This window comes from Leisingera daeponensis DSM 23529, assembly GCF_000473145.1.
Classification (GTDB): domain Bacteria; phylum Pseudomonadota; class Alphaproteobacteria; order Rhodobacterales; family Rhodobacteraceae; genus Leisingera; species Leisingera daeponensis.
On the sequence record NZ_KI421500.1, the window covers coordinates 2,748,938 to 2,768,582 of the forward strand.

General features: G+C 63.1%; 18 protein-coding genes. 4 read left to right on the top strand and 14 right to left on the bottom strand.

What is annotated here, in order from left to right:
- Window positions 1-109 precede the first annotated feature (109 nt).
- The 8 genes from pnp to DAEP_RS0114010 all read right to left on the bottom strand — a co-directional run bounded on the left by pnp (window position 110) and on the right by DAEP_RS0114010 (window position 11,134).
- Window positions 110-2,245 (bottom strand): polyribonucleotide nucleotidyltransferase, encoded by a 2,136-nt coding sequence (gene pnp, locus DAEP_RS0113975; RefSeq protein ID WP_027245066.1) that lies wholly within the window; start codon window positions 2,243-2,245, stop codon window positions 110-112.
- 266 nt (window positions 2,246-2,511) lie between these two features.
- Window positions 2,512-3,831, bottom strand: a complete 1,320-nt coding sequence (locus tag DAEP_RS0113980; protein ID WP_027245067.1) for a M16 family metallopeptidase — start codon at window positions 3,829-3,831, stop codon at window positions 2,512-2,514.
- Window positions 3,828-5,171: a M16 family metallopeptidase gene (locus DAEP_RS0113985; RefSeq protein WP_027245068.1), complete on the bottom strand. Its 1,344-nt coding sequence runs from the start codon at window positions 5,169-5,171 to the stop codon at window positions 3,828-3,830. The genes DAEP_RS0113980 and DAEP_RS0113985 overlap by 4 nt, the downstream gene beginning before the upstream one ends.
- A 167-nt stretch (window positions 5,172-5,338) precedes the next feature.
- Window positions 5,339-5,860, bottom strand: coding sequence for a DUF3035 domain-containing protein (locus DAEP_RS0113990; protein WP_008554391.1), 522 nt, complete (start codon window positions 5,858-5,860; stop codon window positions 5,339-5,341).
- A gap of 55 nt (window positions 5,861-5,915) precedes the next feature.
- The gene (gene lspA / locus DAEP_RS0113995) at window positions 5,916-6,398 is read right to left on the bottom strand and encodes a signal peptidase II (protein ID WP_008556301.1); all 483 of its coding nucleotides are present in this window, start codon (window positions 6,396-6,398) and stop codon (window positions 5,916-5,918) included.
- A 16-nt stretch (window positions 6,399-6,414) separates the two neighbouring features.
- On the bottom strand, window positions 6,415-8,004 hold the full coding sequence (purH, locus tag DAEP_RS0114000; protein WP_027245069.1) for a bifunctional phosphoribosylaminoimidazolecarboxamide formyltransferase/IMP cyclohydrolase: 1,590 nt from the start codon (window positions 8,002-8,004) through the stop codon (window positions 6,415-6,417).
- Between the two features lie 25 nt (window positions 8,005-8,029).
- Window positions 8,030-9,772 (bottom strand): heparinase II/III family protein, encoded by a 1,743-nt coding sequence (locus DAEP_RS0114005; protein WP_027245070.1) that lies wholly within the window; start codon window positions 9,770-9,772, stop codon window positions 8,030-8,032.
- Window positions 9,773-9,871: 99 nt separating this feature from the next.
- Complete coding sequence (locus tag DAEP_RS0114010) at window positions 9,872-11,134, bottom strand: RsmB/NOP family class I SAM-dependent RNA methyltransferase (protein ID WP_027245071.1); 1,263 nt, start codon at window positions 11,132-11,134, stop codon at window positions 9,872-9,874.
- Window positions 11,135-11,211: 77 nt separating this feature from the next.
- Here DAEP_RS0114010 and DAEP_RS0114015 point away from each other — a divergent pair, with 77 nt between their 5' ends.
- Window positions 11,212-11,403: a DUF1674 domain-containing protein gene (locus DAEP_RS0114015; protein WP_008554612.1), complete on the top strand. Its 192-nt coding sequence runs from the start codon at window positions 11,212-11,214 to the stop codon at window positions 11,401-11,403.
- A gap of 164 nt (window positions 11,404-11,567) precedes the next feature.
- Here the strand turns inward: DAEP_RS0114015 and dapB are convergent, their stop codons facing one another.
- Window positions 11,568-12,377, bottom strand: a complete 810-nt coding sequence (gene dapB / locus DAEP_RS0114020) for a 4-hydroxy-tetrahydrodipicolinate reductase (RefSeq protein WP_027245072.1) — start codon at window positions 12,375-12,377, stop codon at window positions 11,568-11,570.
- A gap of 86 nt (window positions 12,378-12,463) precedes the next feature.
- On the opposite strand from dapB, the gene rbfA reads away from it, so the two are divergent.
- Together rbfA and DAEP_RS0114030 are read left to right on the top strand one after the other, a co-directional pair.
- Window positions 12,464-12,859: a 30S ribosome-binding factor RbfA gene (gene rbfA / locus DAEP_RS0114025; RefSeq protein WP_027245073.1), complete on the top strand. Its 396-nt coding sequence runs from the start codon at window positions 12,464-12,466 to the stop codon at window positions 12,857-12,859.
- Complete coding sequence (locus DAEP_RS0114030; protein ID WP_027245074.1) at window positions 12,856-13,605, top strand: phosphodiester glycosidase family protein; 750 nt, start codon at window positions 12,856-12,858, stop codon at window positions 13,603-13,605. Before rbfA ends, DAEP_RS0114030 begins: the two co-directional genes overlap by 4 nt.
- An 8-nt stretch (window positions 13,606-13,613) precedes the next feature.
- On the opposite strand, the gene rarD is transcribed toward DAEP_RS0114030, so the two are convergent.
- The 5 genes from rarD to mutM all read right to left on the bottom strand — a co-directional run bounded on the left by rarD (window position 13,614) and on the right by mutM (window position 18,804).
- Complete coding sequence (gene rarD, locus DAEP_RS0114035; RefSeq protein ID WP_027245075.1) at window positions 13,614-14,516, bottom strand: EamA family transporter RarD; 903 nt, start codon at window positions 14,514-14,516, stop codon at window positions 13,614-13,616.
- 169 nt (window positions 14,517-14,685) lie between these two features.
- Window positions 14,686-16,086 carry a chromosomal replication initiator protein DnaA gene (gene dnaA, locus DAEP_RS0114040; protein ID WP_027245076.1) on the bottom strand — a complete coding sequence of 467 codons (1,401 nt, stop codon included), beginning with the start codon at window positions 16,084-16,086 and terminating at the stop codon, window positions 14,686-14,688.
- Between the two features lie 547 nt (window positions 16,087-16,633).
- Entirely contained in the window at window positions 16,634-16,897 is a 264-nt protein-coding gene (gene rpsT, locus DAEP_RS0114045) for a 30S ribosomal protein S20 (protein ID WP_008556347.1), read from the bottom strand.
- Between the two features lie 215 nt (window positions 16,898-17,112).
- The gene (locus DAEP_RS0114050) at window positions 17,113-17,889 is read right to left on the bottom strand and encodes an enoyl-CoA hydratase (RefSeq protein ID WP_027245077.1); all 777 of its coding nucleotides are present in this window, start codon (window positions 17,887-17,889) and stop codon (window positions 17,113-17,115) included.
- Window positions 17,890-17,952: 63 nt separating this feature from the next.
- On the bottom strand, window positions 17,953-18,804 hold the full coding sequence (mutM, locus tag DAEP_RS0114055) for a bifunctional DNA-formamidopyrimidine glycosylase/DNA-(apurinic or apyrimidinic site) lyase (protein ID WP_027245078.1): 852 nt from the start codon (window positions 18,802-18,804) through the stop codon (window positions 17,953-17,955).
- 86 nt (window positions 18,805-18,890) lie between these two features.
- Here mutM and ubiE point away from each other — a divergent pair, with 86 nt between their 5' ends.
- A complete protein-coding gene (gene ubiE, locus DAEP_RS0114060; protein WP_008556605.1) occupies window positions 18,891-19,643 on the top strand; it encodes a bifunctional demethylmenaquinone methyltransferase/2-methoxy-6-polyprenyl-1,4-benzoquinol methylase UbiE in 753 nt (250 codons plus the stop codon).
- The last annotated feature ends 2 nt before the right edge of the window (window positions 19,644-19,645 follow it).

The following is a 19,645-nucleotide window of genomic DNA, read 5'->3' on the forward strand; positions in this document are numbered from 1 at the left end:
CAGGTTGTGCGCCGGGTCCGGGCACCTGCCCGGAGGGAGCAGCGGCAGCGGACAGAGGAGACGGGTTCCGGCCTTGCAGCCGGGACCCGTCCGGAAGCTCTTTCAGGCCTTAGCCTTCGGCAGCTTCCTCTTTCTGGATTTCTTCACCGGTTTCCTGGTCGACAACTTTCATCGACAGGCGGACCTTGCCGCGGTCATCAAAGCCCAGCAGCTTGACCTTCACTTCCTGGCCTTCCTTCAGAACGTCCGAAGGATGGTTCAGGCGGCGGTTTTCGATCTGGGAGACATGCACCAGGCCGTCGCGTTTGCCGAAAAAGTTCACGAAGGCGCCGAAGTCGACGATCTTCACAACCTTGCCGGTGTAGACTTGGCCTTCTTCCGGCTCTGCCACGATCGAATAGATCATGTCATAGGCCTTCTGGATGGCATCGCCGTTCGGGCTCGCAATCTTGATCACACCGTCGTCGTTGATGTCGACCTTGGCGCCGGACACTTCGACGATCTCGCGGATCACCTTGCCGCCGGAACCGATCACTTCGCGGATCTTGTCGGTCGGGATCTGCATGGTCTCAATGCGCGGGGCGTGGACCGAGAACTCGTTGGTCTCGGACAGCGCCTTGCCCATCTCGTTCAGGATGTGCAGACGGCCGTCCTTGGCTTGGGCCAGGGCTTTCTCCATGATTTCCGGGGTGATGCCGGCAACCTTGATGTCCATCTGCAGCGAGGTGATGCCGTTCTCGGTGCCTGCCACCTTGAAGTCCATGTCGCCCAGGTGGTCTTCGTCACCCAGGATGTCTGTCAGCACCGCATAGGAGCCGTCGTCTTCCAAGATCAGGCCCATCGCCACACCGGCAACCGGGGCCTTCAGCGGCACGCCAGCGTCCATCATCGACAGCGAGCCGCCGCAGACGGAAGCCATCGAGGAGGAGCCGTTGGACTCGGTGATCTCCGACACCACGCGAATGGTATAGGGGAAGTCGGTCGGTGCCGGCAGAACCGCCTGCAGCGCGCGCCAGGCCAGCTTGCCGTGGCCGATTTCGCGGCGGCCCGGGGAGCCGACACGGCCCACTTCGCCAACCGAGTACGGCGGGAAGTTGTAGTGCAGCAGGAAGTTGGATTTGAAGTTGCCGTGCAGCGCATCGATGAACTGCTCATCGTCGCCGGTGCCCAGCGTGGTCACGACCAGGCCCTGGGTCTCGCCGCGGGTGAACAGGGCGGAACCATGGGTGCGCGGCAGCAGGCCGGTTTCGGCAACGATCTGGCGCACGGTGGTGGTGTCACGGCCGTCGATCCGCTTGCCGCCCTTGACCACGTCGCCGCGCAGGATGCCGGCTTCCAGTTTCTTCATGGCAGAGCCGAGGTTGGCGTCTTCCAACTGCTCTTCGGTCAGCGCTGCTTTGATAGTTTCACGGGCAGCGGCAACAGCGGCGGTGCGCTCTTGCTTATCGGTGATCGCGAATGCGGCGCGCATCTGCTCTTCGCCGGCGGCCTTAACAGCTTCGTACAGCTCGGAGTAATCCGGCGCCTGGAAGTCGAAGGGCTCTTTTGCGGTCTCTTCGGCCAGCGAGATGATCAGGTCGATCACCGGCTGGATCTGCTCATGCGCGAAGTTCACCGCGCCCAGCATCTCGGCCTCGGTCAGCTCATAAGCTTCCGATTCCACCATCATCACAGCGTTCTTGGTGCCGGCCACAACCAGGTCAAGGCGCTGCTCGGGGTTGAGGCGCAGGTCCTGCATGTCGTCGACGGTCGGGTTCAGCACGTATTCGCCGTCAACAAAGCCGACGCGGGCGCCAGCGATCGGGCCCATGAACGGCGCGCCGGAAATGGTCAGCGCAGCGGAGGCAGCGATCATCGCAACGATGTCCGGGTCATTGACCAGGTCGTGGCTCAGCACGGTGCACATCACCAGCACTTCGTTCTTGAAGCCGGGAACAAACAGCGGGCGGATCGGACGGTCGATCAGACGCGCGGTCAGGGTTTCTTTTTCGGTCGGGCGCGCTTCGCGCTTGAAGAAGCCGCCGGGCACCTTGCCCGCAGCATAGTATTTTTCCTGGTAGTGCACGGTCAGCGGGAAGAAGTCCTGGCCGGGCTTCTGCTGACGGGCAAAGGTCACGTTGGCCATGACCGAGGTTTCGCCCAGGGTGGCAATCACGGAGCCATCAGCCTGGCGGGCAACCTTGCCGGTTTCCAGTGTGAGCGTTTCCTCGCCCCACTGCATCGATTTCTTCGTAACGTTAAACATCTAGCGTATCCTAAAAGGGAGCACTCCCGGCCCTCCGGGTCTCCCGTTTGCGTGGCGGCCCCATTGCCGCCGGCCCCACTTATCTTTCTTTCGCGTGCCGGGGCCTGGGCACATCGTCTCAGATAGGCCCGCCCATACATGAGTTTGCGGGAAATTGAAAGGGAAAGCAGTGATCCGCGCAGCGATGGGCGGCGGCGCGCCTTCCTGCCATGCGGCCGTGGCCTTGCCATACAGGCGGGCGGGGCCGCACCCCGCCCGGAATGAAATCAGTTCGTGGTTTCCAAGCCTTCGGGGCGGCCTGCGATGACGAATTGCAAACCCTCAGGGTCCAGGAACTCCGCTGCAAAGCGGTTCAAGTCCTCCAGGGTCACAGCGTTAATCCGGTCGTTGCGGGTCTCCACATAGCTGATCGGCAGATCGTCCATCTGCATGCCCGCCAGTATCGAGGCAATGCGGCCGTTGCCGTCAAAGCGCAGCGGGTAAGCACCCGTCAAATAGGTCTGGGCGTCCTTGAGTTCCTTTTCCGTCACCCCGTTTTCGGCCATGCGGCGCCACTCATTGCGGATCACCTCGACCGCTTCGGCCATCTTGCCATTGGCAGAGGCCACCGAGCCCATATAGACCGCCGCAAGATCCCGCGGAACCAGATAGGAATAGACGCCATATGTCAGCCCGCGCTTTTCCCGCACTTCTGTCATCAGGCGAGTCTCAAAAGATCCGCCGCCCAAAATCTGGTTCATCACATAGGCTGTGAAGAAATCCGGATCTTCACGCTTGATCCCCTTCTGGCCGAACAGAGCGACCGACTGAGGGGTCTCGAAATCCACAACGGTGACTCCTCCCTTGATAGTGACCTCTGCCGGGCCGGGGATCGGCGCGCCCTCCGGAGGCAGCGCCCCCAGCAGATCATCCAGCAGGGTGCCCAGCTCCTCGGCCGTAATATCGCCGACGGCGCTGACATAGAGTCTGTCGCGGGCAAACACCGCCTCGTAAGCGTCAAAGATGTCCTGCCGGCTAAGCGCTGCAACGGTCTCCAGCGTGCCCTTGCCATCGCTGCCATAGGGGTGATCGCCAAACACCAGCTTGGAGAACATTTCGCCAGCGATCTTGTCGGGGTTCTTGGCATCAGAGCGCAAGCCGGCCAGCACCTGTGCCCGCACACGGTCCAGCGCGTCCTGATCAAACCGCGGCTCAAACAGGGTCTGGCGCAGCAGAGCCATTGCCTGGTCCCGGTTTTCGGTCAGGAGGCGGGCCGAGATAGACACCGAATCCTTGTCCGCATCATAGGAGAACTCCGCCGCCAGCGACTCCACTGCGCGGGCGTAATCCTGCGCGCGCAAATCGCCGGAGCCTTCCTCCAGCAGCCCAGTCATCAGATAGACTGCGCCGCGCTTGCCCGGCGCATCCAATGAGGTGCCGCCGCGAAAGCGCAACTCCAGAGCCGAGAAGGGAATGCTGTGGTCTTCCACCAGCCAGGCCTTGATCCCGCCGGGAGAGGTGACTTCCTCGATCTTGATGCCTGCCCATGCGGGCAGTGCCAGGAAACAGGCCATCACTGCCGCAGCGATATATTTCAGCGGAGTCATTGAGTTACCTCTTGGTCGCGCGTCATCCAGCCGGTGACAGATGTTTCCGGGCGCAGTACTTCGTTAGCGGCGGCGATGATCTCATCCGCGGTGACCGATTGCAGGATTTTCGGCCAGTCCTGCACGTCCCGCACCGTCAGCCCGATGCTCAGCGCCTGGCCGTAGCGGTTGGCGATACCGTTCACATTGTCGCGGTCATAGATCTCCGCCGCACGCAGCTGCAGCTTGATCCGCTCCAGCTGGGCTTCATCCACCCCCTCTTCCAGAAAGCGGGCGATGGTGGCATCCAGCGCAGTCTCGGCGTCCTGCATGCTGACGCCCTCCGCCGGGACAATCAGGAAGGTAAAGGAGGTGTCATCCAGTGTGCTGCCGGAGTAGAAGGCGCCGGTGTAGACGGCGACCTGCTGGTCGAATTGCAGCGCATCGGCGAGGTAGGAGGTGTTGCCGCCGCCCAGCAGTTCCGCCAGCAGATACAGCGCTGCAGCTTTCTGCTGGGCGCCGCTGTCGCGCTCTGGTGCCAGGTAGGACCGCTGCACATAGGGCTGCGCGACGCGCGGGTCCTTGAATGTCAGGCGGCGGGCCGCGGTCTGCGGCGGCTCCTGGCTGCGAAAGCGCTCCGGCAGATCCGGATTGGCCGGGATTACGCCGTAATACTGTTCGGCAAGCGCTTTCACCTCGTCGGGCTGCACATCGCCGGAGACGACCAGGATGGCGTTGTTGGGCGCGTAATAGGTTTGATAGAAGGACAGCGCGTCCTCCATATCCAGGCTTTCCATCTCGTGCCGCCAGCCGATCACCGGCTGGCCGTAACGATGATTGAGGTACTGCACCGCTTGCAGCTGCTCGCGGAACAGCGCCACCGGGTCATTGTCTGTGCGCTGGTTACGTTCCTCCAGAATGACCTCGCGCTCGGTGGCGATATCCTCCTCGCTTAAGCGGAGATTGGTCATCCGGTCGCTTTCCATCTGCATCATCAGCTCAAGCCTATCGGCAGCAACGCGCTGGAAGTAGGCGGTGTAATCATAGCTGGTGAAAGCGTTGTCCTGACCGCCATTTGCCCGCACCGTGGCGGACAATTCGCCCGGCGCCAGCTTGTCTGTCCCTTTGAACAGAAGATGCTCCAGGAAATGCGCAACCCCGGACTGCCCCGGCGGCTCATCGGCGGAGCCGGCCCGGTACCAGACCATTTGCTGCACCACCGGCGCCCGGTGGTCCTCGATCACGACAACGTCCATACCATTGTCTAGGGTGAACGCAGTCACCGCCTCGTCCTTGGCCTGCAAGGGGCCGGACAAGGCAGCACTCAGCGCCGCGGCGGCCAATGTGACCCTGTGGATCATCTGGCATCCTCCAAATCTCTGCACCCCTGCCCTTGCCCGGCGGGATGCGGTTACTGCTCTTTTGTTCATTGCAGCCACAAATCGCGGTCCATTGCCAGCAGAAAGGCTGCTGTCAACCTACGCGGCTGCTGGCGTCTTGCAAGACCGGCTGGCAGAAAAGTGAGCGCTCAGGACTCGTCTTCAGGCGGCGAAGACGGCGTTGCGGCCCCTGCCCTGCGGAACTGGTCGCTGACGGCAAACGGATCGATGCTTTGTTTGCGGTAGAGCTGCTCGTAGCGGTCCACCGGCACGATCTTGATCCGGCCGAGATGGCGGTTGCGGTGACGGAAATTCGCATCTTCCTCCGCAAGGGTCGCGCGCACTCCGGGCTGCACACCATAGCGGCTGGAAGCCGTGACCAGCGCCGCGTCTCCAGACGGCACCCCGCTGCCCGGAACGAGAGCGCCCGGCTTGCCGCCCAGGGCAACCACCGCTTCGGCCCGTGGATTGACATCCGTCAGATTGCTCCCTCCGGGGGTCGGCGCCGGCAGGCTGCTGTAGCTTTCCGGCGCGCTCAGCGGCTTGGTCGGCAGGATCAGAAACTCATCCGGGCCGGTGCCCGGTTTCTGAAGGACACGCAGCCCCTTCTGCGCGCAGCCGGAGATTGCCAGCGCGCCAGCCAGAATGATCACTGCGAACGGGATCTTCATTGCCCCAAACTCCTGCCTGTTTCCTGGCGCTTTTAACGTATTTGCCTGCCAAGGTCTACGCAGGCTTTTTGCGGCGTCCGTCAAAGAAAATCAGCCCCGCAGCACCCGCGAAGATGAAGATGTCGGCGACATTGAACACAAAAGGATTCTGGATGCCGCAGCAGGAGGTGTTCAGGAAATCCAGCACATAGCCATACAGCAGCCGGTCCGCGACATTGCCCAGGGCGCCGCCGATCACCAGCCCGGCCGACAGCTGCATGCCCCTGGACTTGTCCTGACCGCGGCAGACCCACACCGCCAGGACCACGCAGATCACCGCCGACAGGGCGATCAGAATCCAGCGCGCGGCTTCATCACCGCCTCCGAACAGGCCAAAATTGATGCCGGTGTTCTCGCCGTAGCGAAAGTTGAGGAATGGCGGCAGCACGTCTATCCGGTGGCGCTGGTCCAGCCCCATCCAGTGAATCACCAGGTATTTGCTGGCTTGATCCGCCAGGAACGAAAGGGCCGCGCCCCAGATCATCCAACGTGCTGCCATGTCTTAACTGCCCCGTTTAGTGGCGGAAGTGGCGCATGCCGGTGAAGACCATGGCCAGGCCTTTTTCGTTGGCAGCCTTGATCACCTCGTCATCGCGCATCGAGCCGCCCGGCTGGATGACGCAGGTGCCGCCTGCGGCAGCCGCTTCCAGCAGACCGTCGGGGAAGGGGAAGAACGCATCCGAAGCCACGGCGCAGCCCTTGGCCAGGCTTTCCTCCAGGCCCAGTTCAGCGGCCATGCGGCCTGCCTTGGCAGCCGCCACATTGGCACTGTCCAGACGGCTCATCTGGCCCGCGCCGACACCGACTGTTGCGTTGTCCTTCACATAGACAATGGCGTTGGACTTGACGTGCTTGGCAACTTTCCAGGCAAACAGCAGGTCCTGCATCTGCGCATCAGAGGGCGCCTTCTCGGTCACCACCTTCAGGTCCTCCATGCCGACATAGCCGACGTCCTTGTCCTGCACCAGCATACCGCCAGCCACTTGCCTGTAGGCCACGATGGGCTTGCGCGGATCCGGCAGACCCTCGGTCAGCAGCAGGCGCAGGTTCTTCTTGGCTGCAAAGATTTCCTTGGCTTCGTCAGACGCACCCGGCGCGATGACCACCTCGGTGAAGATCTCGGTGATCTTGGCGGCGGTCTCCGCGTCCAGCGGCTGGTTCAGCGCCACGATACCGCCAAACGCCGAGGTGCGGTCGCAGTCGAATGCCTTCTGGTAGGCCTCTGCCAGGGTCGCGCCCTTGGCGACGCCGCAGGGGTTGGCGTGTTTGATGATAGCGACTGCCGGGCCTTCAGCCGGATCGAATTCCGCCACCAGTTCATACGCAGCATCGGTGTCGTTGATGTTGTTGTAGCTCAGTTCCTTGCCCTGCAGCTGCACGGCAGTGGCAACACCAGGACGGTTCGAGCCATCGGTGTAGAAGGCCGCCTGCTGGTGGCTGTTCTCGCCATAGCGCAGGGTCTGCTTCAGCTCGCCGGCAAAGGCACGGCGGCGCGGGGTCTTTTCCTCCAGCGCTGATGCCATCCAGTTAGACACAGCCGCATCATACGCCGCAGTGCGGGCATAGGCGGTCTGGGCCAGCCGCTGACGGAAGGCATAGGACGTCTGGCCGCCGTTGTTGTCGAGCTCTGCCAGGAGCGCCTCATAATCCTGGACATCGGTCACCACGTTGACGAACAAGTGGTTTTTGGAGGCCGCGCGGATCATCGCCGGGCCGCCGATGTCGATGTTTTCGATCATCTCATCGTAATCCGCACCACGCGCCAGCGCCGCCTCGAACGGGTAGAGATTCACAACCAGAAGGTCGATGGCGCCGATGCCGTGTTCCTGCATTGCGGCGACGTGGGTGTCATTGTCCCGAAGGGCCAGCAGGCCGCCATGCACCATCGGGTGCAGGGTCTTCACGCGGCCGTCCATCATTTCCGGAAATCCGGTCACTTCGGAGACGTCTTTCACAGTCAGCCCCGCGTCGCGCAGCGCCTTGGCGGAGCCGCCGGTGGACAGCAGTTCGACACCGCGCGCATCCAGCGCCTTGCCCAGCTCAATCAGGCCGGTCTTGTCGGATACGGAAAGCAGCGCACGGCGTACGGGGTGAAGGTCGGTCATGGCAGGGCAGGTCCTTTTCAAAGGCTCAGTCAAACGTCTCGGGCTCGTCCCGGTTCAGGTCTCGCACGGCGATGGCAGTTTCCTGCGCCTTGCTGAGCGTCCACCGGACGCGGGTGGCATATCCCATCGCCCGCCCGGATAAAACGATCTGCTTTGCCGCACGCGGCTTCAAGCGGGTCTTTTCCAGGAAAACGCTTGGCTCCAGCCGCAACTGGCAGCTGCCGTCATGACGGAACACCCAGATCTCCCCGCTCTTGAGCGCCATGGATACTGCCGTGCCGCCCAAGTCAAGGGCCGCGTCGACCTCCGGGTGCAGGTGCAGGCGGATATCAAAGCCGATACCGATATCCAGGCTTGCATCCCGCACCTTGGCGAACTGGCGCTTGGCGGAATCGTCCAAGGCCACCAGCATGTCCTCGCCGCTGAGGCTGCGCCCGTCAAAGGATAGCTCCAGCATGCGGGCATGGGTCAGGCCGAAATGCGCCGCATAGCCGTTGTGCCCGCCCTGAAACCGCAGTCCTTCCGCCAGATCGCTTAATTCCAGCGGCACGTCGTCAGGCGCTTCGATCAGTTCTTCATGGCCCGTGGTCTTGTGCGGCGGGGCCAGCCGGGCGCTGGAATGCCCCTCGATGCACAGCGTGGTATGCGAGGGCGTGGCGCGCCCGGCCCGGCGCCACTCAACGCCAAAGGTTTCACCAGAGCCGCAATTCACGATCAGCGGCCGCCGCCCCGAGGTCAGCTCGAACGCCAGGGTCGATGCGTGGCCGTTATAGGATGCCTTGCCCTGGGGCGGGGCGGAGGCGTCCACGATTACTGAGGTGCGCCGCGCCGACAGCCGGGCAAAGCCCATCGCCAGACCGTCGGAATGGCGTTCCGCCACGTGGCTGGCAGCCAGCGCATGATCCAGCCGCCCCTCCAGCCCGCGGCCGCCGCCGTGGAACCGCGCCAGCCCGCCGTCACTGTGACGCAGCGTGCGCAGGGTCGGCGCGATCCGTTCAATGGCTGCGACATGAGCATGAGGCACCATACGGCCCGCCTCGTGCAGGGCCGCGGCGGCCCAAGTCAGAAGGGTAAACACCTCCAGCAACTCTTCCGGGTTGCGGGTCGGCAATCCGCCCTGGGCGTCGATTTGAGACTCGCATTCAGCCGCCAGCGCCCTGACAGCCGGGTCTGCCAGCTCTTCGCGTCCCTGCAAGGCAAGGCCCGCATAGATCAGGCCGCACAGGGCCTCGAACCGCGGCAGGCCCGGCGCTGCGCCCTGCCAGCGATGCGCAAGATACCAGGTCTGCCGCGCCAAGGAGCCATAGAACGCCTCGGTTTGGTCCTTGTCCTTGCCACTCAGCAGAAACAGCGCGTGGTTGATCCAGCGGATCACCCGCCGCCCGGTCAGATCCGGCAGCCAGGCCAGGCCGCCGCCCCGCCCGTGCTGCGCGATCCAGCCCCAGACCCATTTTTGCGCCTTGGCACGCGCCTTGAAATCACCGACTGCAGCCAGATCGTCGAGCCAAGCAAACCCGTGCCGCTCGGCGTCAAATGCAGCGTCCGGCGCAACAACCTCCCACAGGCCTGTATCAGGCGATTCGACCAGATAGCCGGCAAACAGAAGATTGCCTGCCACCAGCTGCCGCCCGCGGGCAAAACTGCCGATGGTGCGCGGTTCAGGCTGCGAGACAAAGCCGGTCGCGGCAGGCTGGCTGCGGGCCCGCCAGGCGTAATACCGGTTCAGCAGCCGGGTGCCGCGGCCTGCCATTCTGTCGTAAGTGGACATGCTCTTTTTGCCTCACGCCGGGTTCGCCAGGGCGTTTTGGCAAGAGCATAGCGCGGGGTGCAGCTCAAGTCACCGGCGAATGCCCGGCACGCCCCGCGGTCACGCGGTTTTGCGCAAAAGGGCCATGTAGAAGCCATCCATGCCGCCGCGCTCTGGCCAGTAATCCGGCCGCAGGCGCAGGCCGCCCTCTTCGGTGATCCAGTCAGCCTCCACGCCGGGCACTTTCAGCGCCTCACGGTCTGCCGCCATGTCCGGGAACATGTCCAGCGCTTCCTCGACCTGGCATTCGCCCTCGTCCGGCAGCAAGGAGCAGGTGCAGTACATCAGCCGCCCGCCTGGTTTCACCAAGGTCCAGGCGTGCGCCAGCATCTGCGCCTGCAACTCAATCAGCGCGCCGAACTCGCTGCCGTCCTTGGCCTGCGGCAGGTCCGGGTGGCGCCGGATGGTGCCGGTGGCGGAACAGGGCGCGTCCAGCAAAACCGCGTCATACTGACCAGTCTGCTCCAGCGCATTGCCGACCACCAAGTGGGCCACCAGCCCGGTGCGCTCCAGGTTCTCCCGCAACCGCGCCACGCGGCTCTCCGAGACATCCACCGCGGTCACGCTGGCGCCGGCAGCGGCCATCTGCATGGTCTTGCCGCCGGGCGCTGCGCACAGATCCAGGGCGTGCTCCCCCGGCTGCGCATTCAGGATCAGCGCGGGCAGCGCGGCAGCGGCATCCTGGACCCACCAGTCGCCAGCCTGGTAGCCCGGCAGCGCCGACACCTGCCCCGCGCTGGAGATCCGCAGTGAACCGGTGGGCAGCGGCACCCCCCCAAGCGCCTGCAAGTCCACGCCCGGCTTGCCGGTGATATCCAGCGGCGCGCCGGCATAATGCGCGGCCTCCATGCCCAGAATCGCATCGGCGCCCCAGGCCTGCACCAGCGGTTTTCGCAGCCAGTTCGGCAGGCGCGGAACACGCAGTTTTGCCCATTCCGCCGGCCCCTCCTCCGCCACCTTGCGCAGCACCGCGTTAACCAGTCCTTTCAACTGCCCGTGGCGGCGGTGTTTCGAGACAATCGCCACCATCGCATTGACCACCCCATGCGCAGCCCCGCCTGAGCAGAGCTCCACCGTACCCAGCCGCAGCGCGTTCATGACCATCAGCGGCGGTACCTTCTTCAGATGCTTTTTCAGGATCCGGTCGGCCCGCTCCAGGCTGCGCAGGGTTTCCGCGGCCAGCCGCTGTGCCCGCGCGCGGTCTTCCGGCGCCAGCTTCTCAAGCGCCCCGGCAGCATAGCATTCCGCCAGGAGCCGCCCCTCTCCCAGCACCTGATCCAGCAGGTAGACCGCAGTGCGGCGGGCATGATTGGCATCGGACATCTGGCAACTCCTTGGGGCGCGGCTTGTCGGCGCGGGACAGGGGCGTATATCATGGGCGCAGCATAAAGGAACCCGCGATGAGCGAAGAGACCGCACCCGAGAAAAAAGACCTGCCGCCTGCTGCCGTGCGCGCCCTGGCCGAGGCAGAGGAACGCCGCAAGGCTGCTGAAGCGCAGGAGCCGCGCCCCAAGGAACTGGGCGGCCGCGACGGGCCCGACCCGGCGCGCTATGGCGATTGGGAGAAAAAGGGCATCGCCATCGACTTTTAAGGTGCGCCGCGGGGGCCAGCCCCCGCACCCCCGGAGTATTTCCGGAAAGATGAAATGAACTGCCCGTCATTCATCTTTCTTCCAATACTCCTACCCTGCTGCCCGCCAGACAGCTCCGCCGCCGTGCGGGGAGGCGGCGGCCCATCAGGGCCGGCTTTCAGACCTCAAAGTCCCAGAACATCCACCATATCGTACTGCCCCGGCGCCTTCTCCTGGCCCCACAGGGCCGCCTTCAGCGCGCCGCGGGCAAAGATCGCGCGGTCGGTTGCCAGATGGCGAAGCACGATCCGCTCGCCTGCCGCTGCAAACAGCACATCATGCTCGCCCACGATGTCGCCACCGCGGATGGCGGTGAAACCGATGTCCCCGCGTTTGCGGGCGCCGGTAATGCCGTCGCGGCCGGAATCGCGCACATCCGCCAGCTTGACGCCGCGGCCCTCGGCGGCAGCCTCCCCCAGCATCAGCGCGGTGCCGGAGGGCGCATCCACCTTGTGGTGGTGATGCGCCTCAATCACCTCGATATCGAAATCCTCGTCCAGCGCGGCGGCAACTTTCTTGGTCAGCTGCACCAGCAGGTTCACACCCAGGCTCATGTTGCCCGCGCGGATGATCACCGCGTGGCGCGACGCCGGTTCCAGCTGGGCAATCTGCTCATCCGTCATCCCGGTGGTGCCGATCACATGCACCGCGCGGGCCTGGGCTGCCAGCTTGGAAAAGGCCAGTGTTGCCTCCGGCGCGGTGAAATCGATCACCGCCTGCGCCTTGGAAAAGGCCTCCAGCGCATCGGCGGTCACAGTAACACCGGCCGGCGCGCCGCCCATCATTTCGCCCACGTCGCGGCCGACCCAGGCGTGGCCTTCGCGTTCAACGGCTGCAACAAGCGTGGCCTTATCGCTCTCCAGCACCGTCTTGATGAGCATCTGCCCCATACGGCCCGATGCGCCGGTAATCACGATCCCAGGTTTGTGAGTCATTGGCCAATTCCCTTGTTCATGCCGGATTTGTCCTACAGTGCCGGGCAGCGCTTGGCAAAGCCCGCGATCCGGCTTAGATCGGAATCATGGCAAAGAACAAATTCCACGATGGCCCCGGCCCGTCCCAGCGCCAGCTTCGCGTCGGCGAACTGATCCGCCGCACCCTCTCTGAAGTGCTGGCGCGCGGCGACGTGCATGACCCGGACCTGAACCGCATGTCGATCACCGTGGGCGAGGTGCGCACCTCGCCTGACCTGAAAATCGCCACCGCCTTTGTGCTGCCCCTGGGCGGCAAGGGGCAAGAGGATGTGCTGAAGCTTCTGGCCCGCAACAAGAGCGAGCTGCGCCGCATGGTCGGCAAGAAGCTGGGGCTGAAATTCACACCCGATCTGCGCTTCCGTCTGGATGAAACCTTCGACCAGATGGATGATACCCGCCGGATGCTGAGCCAGGACGCGGTGCGCCGCGACGTGGAAGAGTGATCCGCAGGGCTGCCTTGCTGCTGGCCGCGCTCTGGACCGCCCCGGTGGCTGGTGCGGTTGACTGCAGCGATGTGGCCTATGAGGGCAACCGGTACTCGATCTGCGAAGTTGACGCCACGCAGGAACAGCTGAGGCTGTTCCTGAAGGATGGCGAGGGCCAGGTCTACGGGCATTTTTCCACCCTTGAGGAAGCGTTGGCGGAGGAGGGCAAGGCACTTGCCTTTGCAACCAACGCCGGAATGTATCACAGCGACCGTTCGCCTGTGGGCCTTTATGTAGAGGGCGGCGCCGAGGAAATGCGGCTAGTGACCAGTGCCGGGCCCGGAAATTTCGGCCTGCTGCCGAACGGTGTGCTGTGCATCCGGAAAGGCCGGGCGGATGTGTTTGAAACCCTGGCTTTTGAGCGGGCACAACCCGGCTGCACATATGCCACCCAGTCCGGTCCGATGCTGGTGATCGACGGCGCGCTGCACCCGCGGTTCCTGCCCGATTCGGACAGCTACTACATCCGCAACGGGGTGGGCACCTCAGCGGACGGAACGCGTGCGGTTTTTGCAATCTCGCGCAATGCGGTGACCTTCCACCAGTTCGGCAGCCTGTTCCGCGATTATCTGAAGCTGCCAAATGCGCTCTACTTCGACGGAAACATCTCGCGCTTGCACGCACCGCAACTGGGCCGAAGCGACGCGGGCTTTACGATGGGGCCGGTTGCCGCCGTGGTTGAAGACGCCGGGCCGAGCGAGTAGCCGCCCGCTCAGCCAGCGCGTTTGCGCATCTGCCGCACCATCGGCACAGAGTAGATCACCAGCGCCGCCCAGATCATCGGGAAGGCGATCATCCGGGCTTGCCCGAATTCCTCGCCGAACAGCAGCACCGCGGCCAGCATGATCATCGTCGGTGCGATATACTGCAGGATGCCCATCGTCGACAGCCGCACCAGCTTGGCGCCGTTGGCGTAGACGATCAGCGGCACCGCCGTGACCACACCGCAGCCGAGCAACAGCGAGGTATCGCTGAACGAGCCGCCAAAGCTGCTGCTGCCAGTGGCGGTCAGATAGGCGAAGTAACCCAAGGCAGGCGCCAAAAGAATCAGCACCTCCAGCAGGAACCCCTGGTTGGCCCCGATCGGCAGCGACTTCTTGAAGAACGCGTAGAAGCCCCAAGTCAGCGTCAGGCCCACAGCCACCCAAGGCACCCGGCCCGCTTCCAGTGTCAGCACCACCACCGCAGCGGCGGCGAGCGCAACCGCCGCCATCTGCGCTTTGCCGAGCGGTTCACGCAACAGGATGGCGCCAAGCGCAATGCTGAACAGCGGGTTGATGTAATAGCCAAGCGCGGCATCCAGTGCCCGGCCGGACGCAATCGACCAGACATAAATCCCCCAGTTCAACGAGATCAGCGCCGCAGTGATGCAGGCCATGCCCAGCATCCGCGGGTTCTTCAGCGCGGCCTGCAAATCCTTGGTCCGGCGCAGGACGATCAGCAGCGCGCCGGCCACAGGCACCGACCAGATCACCCGGTGGACGACAATCTCAGCGGCAGGGATATGGGACAGCGCCTTCATGTACAGCGGCAAAAAACCCCACAGCAGATAGGCGGTGACCGCGAAGGCCAGCCCGCGGGGCGTATCCAGGGTCTCGGTGGGGTGCGGTGTCATGCGGCGCTCCTGTTCAGGGGACACTTATCGCTGTTTTTCAGCCGGAGGAAACTTTGTTTTCCGTGATACCGGGTATTCGGCCCCGTTATGGGCTGAGCGCCCTGACGCAAAAAAAAAGCGGCTCCGGGTTAAGGAGCCGCAAGTCAATCATTTGGGGTGCGGGTGCGCGTCAGGCTTCCAGCGACCGGCGCAGCATTTCGACGTCCTCGGCGATCTGGCCGTCGGTCAGCTTCAGCTCTTCGATGCGCTTGACGCCGTGCATGACGGTGGTGTGGTCGCGCCCGCCAAAGCGGCGGCCGATCTCGGGCAGAGAGCGGCTGGTCAGCTGCTTGCACAGATACATCGCCACCTGGCGCGGACGCGCATAGGAGCGCAGGCGCTTGGGGCCGATGATGTCGGACATCCGGATGTTGTAATACTCGGAGACCTTGCGCTGGATCTCCTCGACGGTGATCTTGCGCTCGGAGGCGCGCAGCACGTCCGCCAGGCAGTCCTGGGTCAGATCCATGTCGATCTCGCGGCCCACCAGGGATGCAAAGGCGAACAGACGGGTCAGGGCGCCTTCCAGCACACGCACGTTGGTCGAGATCCGGTGCGCCAAGAACTCCAGCACACCATCGGCGATCCGCAGGTCAGGGTAGGTTTCGCGCTGCTGCTGCACCTTGGTCTGCAGGATGCCAAGACGCAGTTCGTAGTCGGTCGGGTGCAGGTCCACCACCAGGCCGCACTGCAGGCGCGATTTCACCCGGTCTTCCAGATCCTTGATCTCCCCCGGAGCGCGGTCAGCGGAGATGATGATCTGTTTGTTCTGGTCCACCAGCGCGTTGAAAGTGTGGAAGAACTCTTCCTGGGTGGAGTCCTTGCCGGCGATGAACTGAACGTCATCCACCATCAGAACGTCGACCGAACGGAACAGGTGTTTGAAGTCCATCATCTTACGCTCGCGCAGGGCCTGCACGAAGCGGTACATGAACTGTTCCGCGGACAGATACAGCACATTCAGATGCGGGTTCTTTTCTTTCAGTTCCCAAGCGATGGCGTGCATCAGGTGGGTTTTGCCCAGGCCCACGCCGCCATACAGAACCAGCGGGTTGAAGGTGACCGGGCCGCCCTCGCCGACACGGCGCGCAGCGGCATGGGCCAGTTCGTTCGGCTTGCCGACCACGAAGCTGTCGAAGGTGAACCGCGGATCCAGCGGCGCCGCCTGCAGCGCCTCCAGCGTGTCCCTGACTGCCGCCGCTGCCGGTGCTGTCATGACTGCCAGATCATCCTGCGCGCCGCCGTAAGACCCCGCTGCGACGGCCGGTTCTGCCGGGCGCGCCGGGCTGTTTGCCGCTACACGGAACGCCAGCCGCTGCACCGGCTCGCCTGACATTGTCAGCTCATGCAGGATAAGATCTGCAAAGTTCTGGCTGACGTAATTTCCCATGAAATTCGTCGGCACTTTGAAGACGGCTACCCCACCGTCGACGGTATCGAACTCCAGAGGTTCGATCCAAGTGGTGAAGTTGTTCTGGCCAACCGTCTTCAACAGCCGGTTCCTGAGCTGTCCCCATTTTTCTTCTGTCATGCTGCGCCTCACGCGTCCCCAAAAAGCAGCGGCCCCTTGGCCGGGCCAAATCCATCGTAACCCCCAACCACCCGGGGGCCGTCCACGCACAGGGTTTCTGTGTGCGGACCGTCGCCGGCCGCATCGCCCGAAGGCTGAACGTTCGTCTGTCAACAGGAAAACCCGCCGCATAAAGCGGGCTATCTGCCGTCACGAACAGTATCGCACACAATTGAGACAAGGCTGCTGACCTTAACGATACAGCAGTGGCTCCCGGACAGAGCAAGGCACGTGCGTGCCGTCTGTTCCGGGCAACCTGGCAACCTTGATGCCCGTCAAGATTGCCGCAAGCAGCCTGTCCCCCCAGCGAGTGAATCGCTGACACAGTGGTAGCAATTTGAGGGGGGCAGCAGCAACGAAACTATGATGTTGACTCTGCCTTTGGCCGCAAAGAATCTCCTGCACCCGCGGCAACCAGCCAAGGCTTTGCCCAAAAAACAAGGCGCTGCAATTTGCAGCGCCCTGACAATTTTTCAACAGCTCGTGAGCCTGCTCAGAAGAGCGAATCTCAGCCCAGCGCCTTCACGCGTGCGGACAGGCGCGAGATTTTCCGGGAAGCGGTGTTTTTGTGATACACACCCTTGGTGACGCCGCGCATCAGTTCGGGCTGAGCTGCGCGCAGAGCGGCGGTTGCAGCTTCTTTGTCGCCGGAAGCGATAGCTTCTTCAACTTTACGCAGGAAGGTGCGGATGCGCGAACGACGGGCTTTGTTGACGGCAAAGCGCTTCTCGTTCTGACGTGCGCGCTTCTTGGCCTGGGGCGAATTTGCCATGATGTCTGACCTTATCTTCGGGTTCTGTTTATATCGGACGCAATGCCAGCCAAACCCGGGTCGGACCACCGGTGTGATTCTAGCCTGAGCGGGCTGCACGCGCATGTATGAGGGCGGCGTTTATCCAACTCTGTGCAGAATTGCAAGGGCACCGGCCCGGAACGCAAAACGGCGGGCCGCACAGCCCGCCGCTCTTAGTAGGGGTCTTCCGGCGCTTACTTGTCGCGGAACTGCGCTTCGCGCTTTTCCAGGAAAGCCGCCATGCCTTCCTTCTGGTCTTCTGTCGCAAACATCGAGTGGAACACCCGGCGCTCGAACAGCAGGCCCTCGCTCAGCGGCAGCTCGTAAGAGCGGTTCACCGCTTCCTTGACTGCCATCGCGGTCAGCAGCGATTTCTCCGCGATCTTCTGCGCCGCGGCCGTTGCTTCCTCGATCAGCTTCTTGGCCGGCACCACGCGCGACACCAGGCCCGCGCGTTCTGCTTCCTCGGCGTTCATGAAGCGGCCGGTCAGGTTCATGTCCATCGACTTGGACTTGCCCACGAACCGGGTCAGGCGCTGGGTGCCGCCGATGCCAGCCACAACGCCCAGGTTGATCTCCGGCTGGCCGAATTTGGCGGTTTCCGCGGCGATGATGAAATCGCACAGCATCGCCAGCTCGCAACCGCCGCCCAGCGCATACCCCGCCACCGCCGCGATGATCGGCTTGCGGATGGCCGAAATGCGGTCGTTGGCATCGGCAAACAGGTTGGTGGAAAACACCTCGGTAAAGCTCATCTCCGACATCTCCTTGATGTCGGCACCGGCGGCAAAGGCCTTTTCCGAGCCGGTCAGCACGATGCAGCGCACCTTGTCGCTGGCATCAGCCTCTTCCAGAGCATCGCAAAGCTCGCCAATGAGCTCCCTGTTGAGCGCGTTCATCGCCTCCGGGCGGTTCAGTTTTATGAGGCAAACGTGGTCCTGCACATCGACGTTGATCGTCTCGTAGGCCATGATTTCTCTTTCGGTTGTTCCGTTCAGTCCTGAGTCCTTACCAAAAGGGTCCCTCTGATCAAGCTATCTTTGGCACTTTACACAGTAGAAGGTGGAGCGTCCCGACTGGGTGATTCTGGCAATTGACCCTGCGCAACCTTCACGCCGGCAGGGTTCGCCCTCGCGCCCGTAGGCATCAAAACTGTGCTGGAAATATCCAAGTTCACCAGATGCTTGCCGGAAATCCTTGAGCGAAGAACCGCCTGCTCTGATGGCCTCCTGCAGCACTTGCCGGATGATCGGCACCAGCGCCGCAACCCTGTGCGCGGCAATCTGCCCGGCCTTACGGCGTGGCGAAATTCCCGCACGAAACAGCGATTCGCAAACGTAGATGTTACCAAGGCCCGCAATGATTCCCTGATCGAGTAATGCCGATTTGACAGGCGTGTTGCGCCCCTTGAAGGCGGCCACCAGATGATCCTCGTGGAAATCATTGCCCAAGGGTTCCGGCCCCAGCACCGACAGCAGCTTGTGAGAGTCCGCAGCCGCGGTCTCCAGCAGATCCATCGCTCCGAACCGGCGCGGATCGTTGAAGGTGATACGGGCGCCATTGTCCATGTCCAGCACCACATGGTCATGTTTCTCTGCCTGCGGATGCTCATGCACGAACTGCCCCAGCGGATCCCCGGAGACCGTCATCCGGCCCGACATGCCCAGATGGATCAGCAGAGTTTCGTCCGTATCCAGATCTGCCAGAATGTATTTCGACCGCCGCCTAAGGGCATTGACCCGAGCGCCCGTAAGCCGCTCTGCCATCGCTGGCGGAAACGGCCAGCGCAGATCCGGCCGGTTCACAGCGGCTTTCAGAATGACCGCGCCCTCCATCGCAGGCGCCAAACCGCGTTTCACTGTCTCGACCTCGGGCAATTCTGGCATTACACCCCTCCTGAACCAACGGGCCGCATTGTGCCTGCCCCACAGCGCCTTATAACAAGGGCCAAACTCAGCAAACGGCAAGTGGCATGAGCAACACCAGCGACAACACCACCCATTTCGGGTTCGAAACCGTCCGCGAGGAGGAAAAGGCCGGCCGTGTGCAGGGGGTCTTCAACTCGGTCGCCTCGAAATACGACATCATGAACGATGTGATGAGCGTTGGCATCCACCGCGTCTGGAAGGACGCGATGATGGACTGGCTGGCACCGCGCCCCGGCCAGCGGCTCTTGGACGTCGCGGGCGGCACCGGCGACATTTCCTTCCGTTTCCTGAAACGCGCGGGCCACGGCCATTCCACCGTGCTAGACCTCACCCGCCCGATGCTGGAAGAGGGCCGCAAGCGCGCCGAGGCCGCGCAGATGGCCGGCAGCCTCGACTGGGTCACCGGCGATGCGATGAAGCTGCCGTTCAAGGACAACACCTTTGACGTCTACACCATCTCCTTCGGCATCCGGAACGTGACCCGCCCGCAGGAAGCCCTGAACGAGGCCTACCGGGTGCTGCGCCCCGGCGGTCGGCTGATGGTTCTGGAGTTCTCGCAACTGCCGAATGACGGCCTGCAGAAGCTTTATGACCTTTATTCCTTCAACGTGATCCCGCGGATGGGGCAGATGATTGCGGGCGATTACGACAGCTACCAGTATCTTGTGGAATCGATCCGCAACTTCCCGGATCAGGAGACTTTCCTCGGCATGGTGAAACAGGCGGGCTTTGAGAACGCGAAATACCGCAATCTGTCGATGGGCATCGCCTGCCTGCATTCCGGCTGGAAGATCTGATT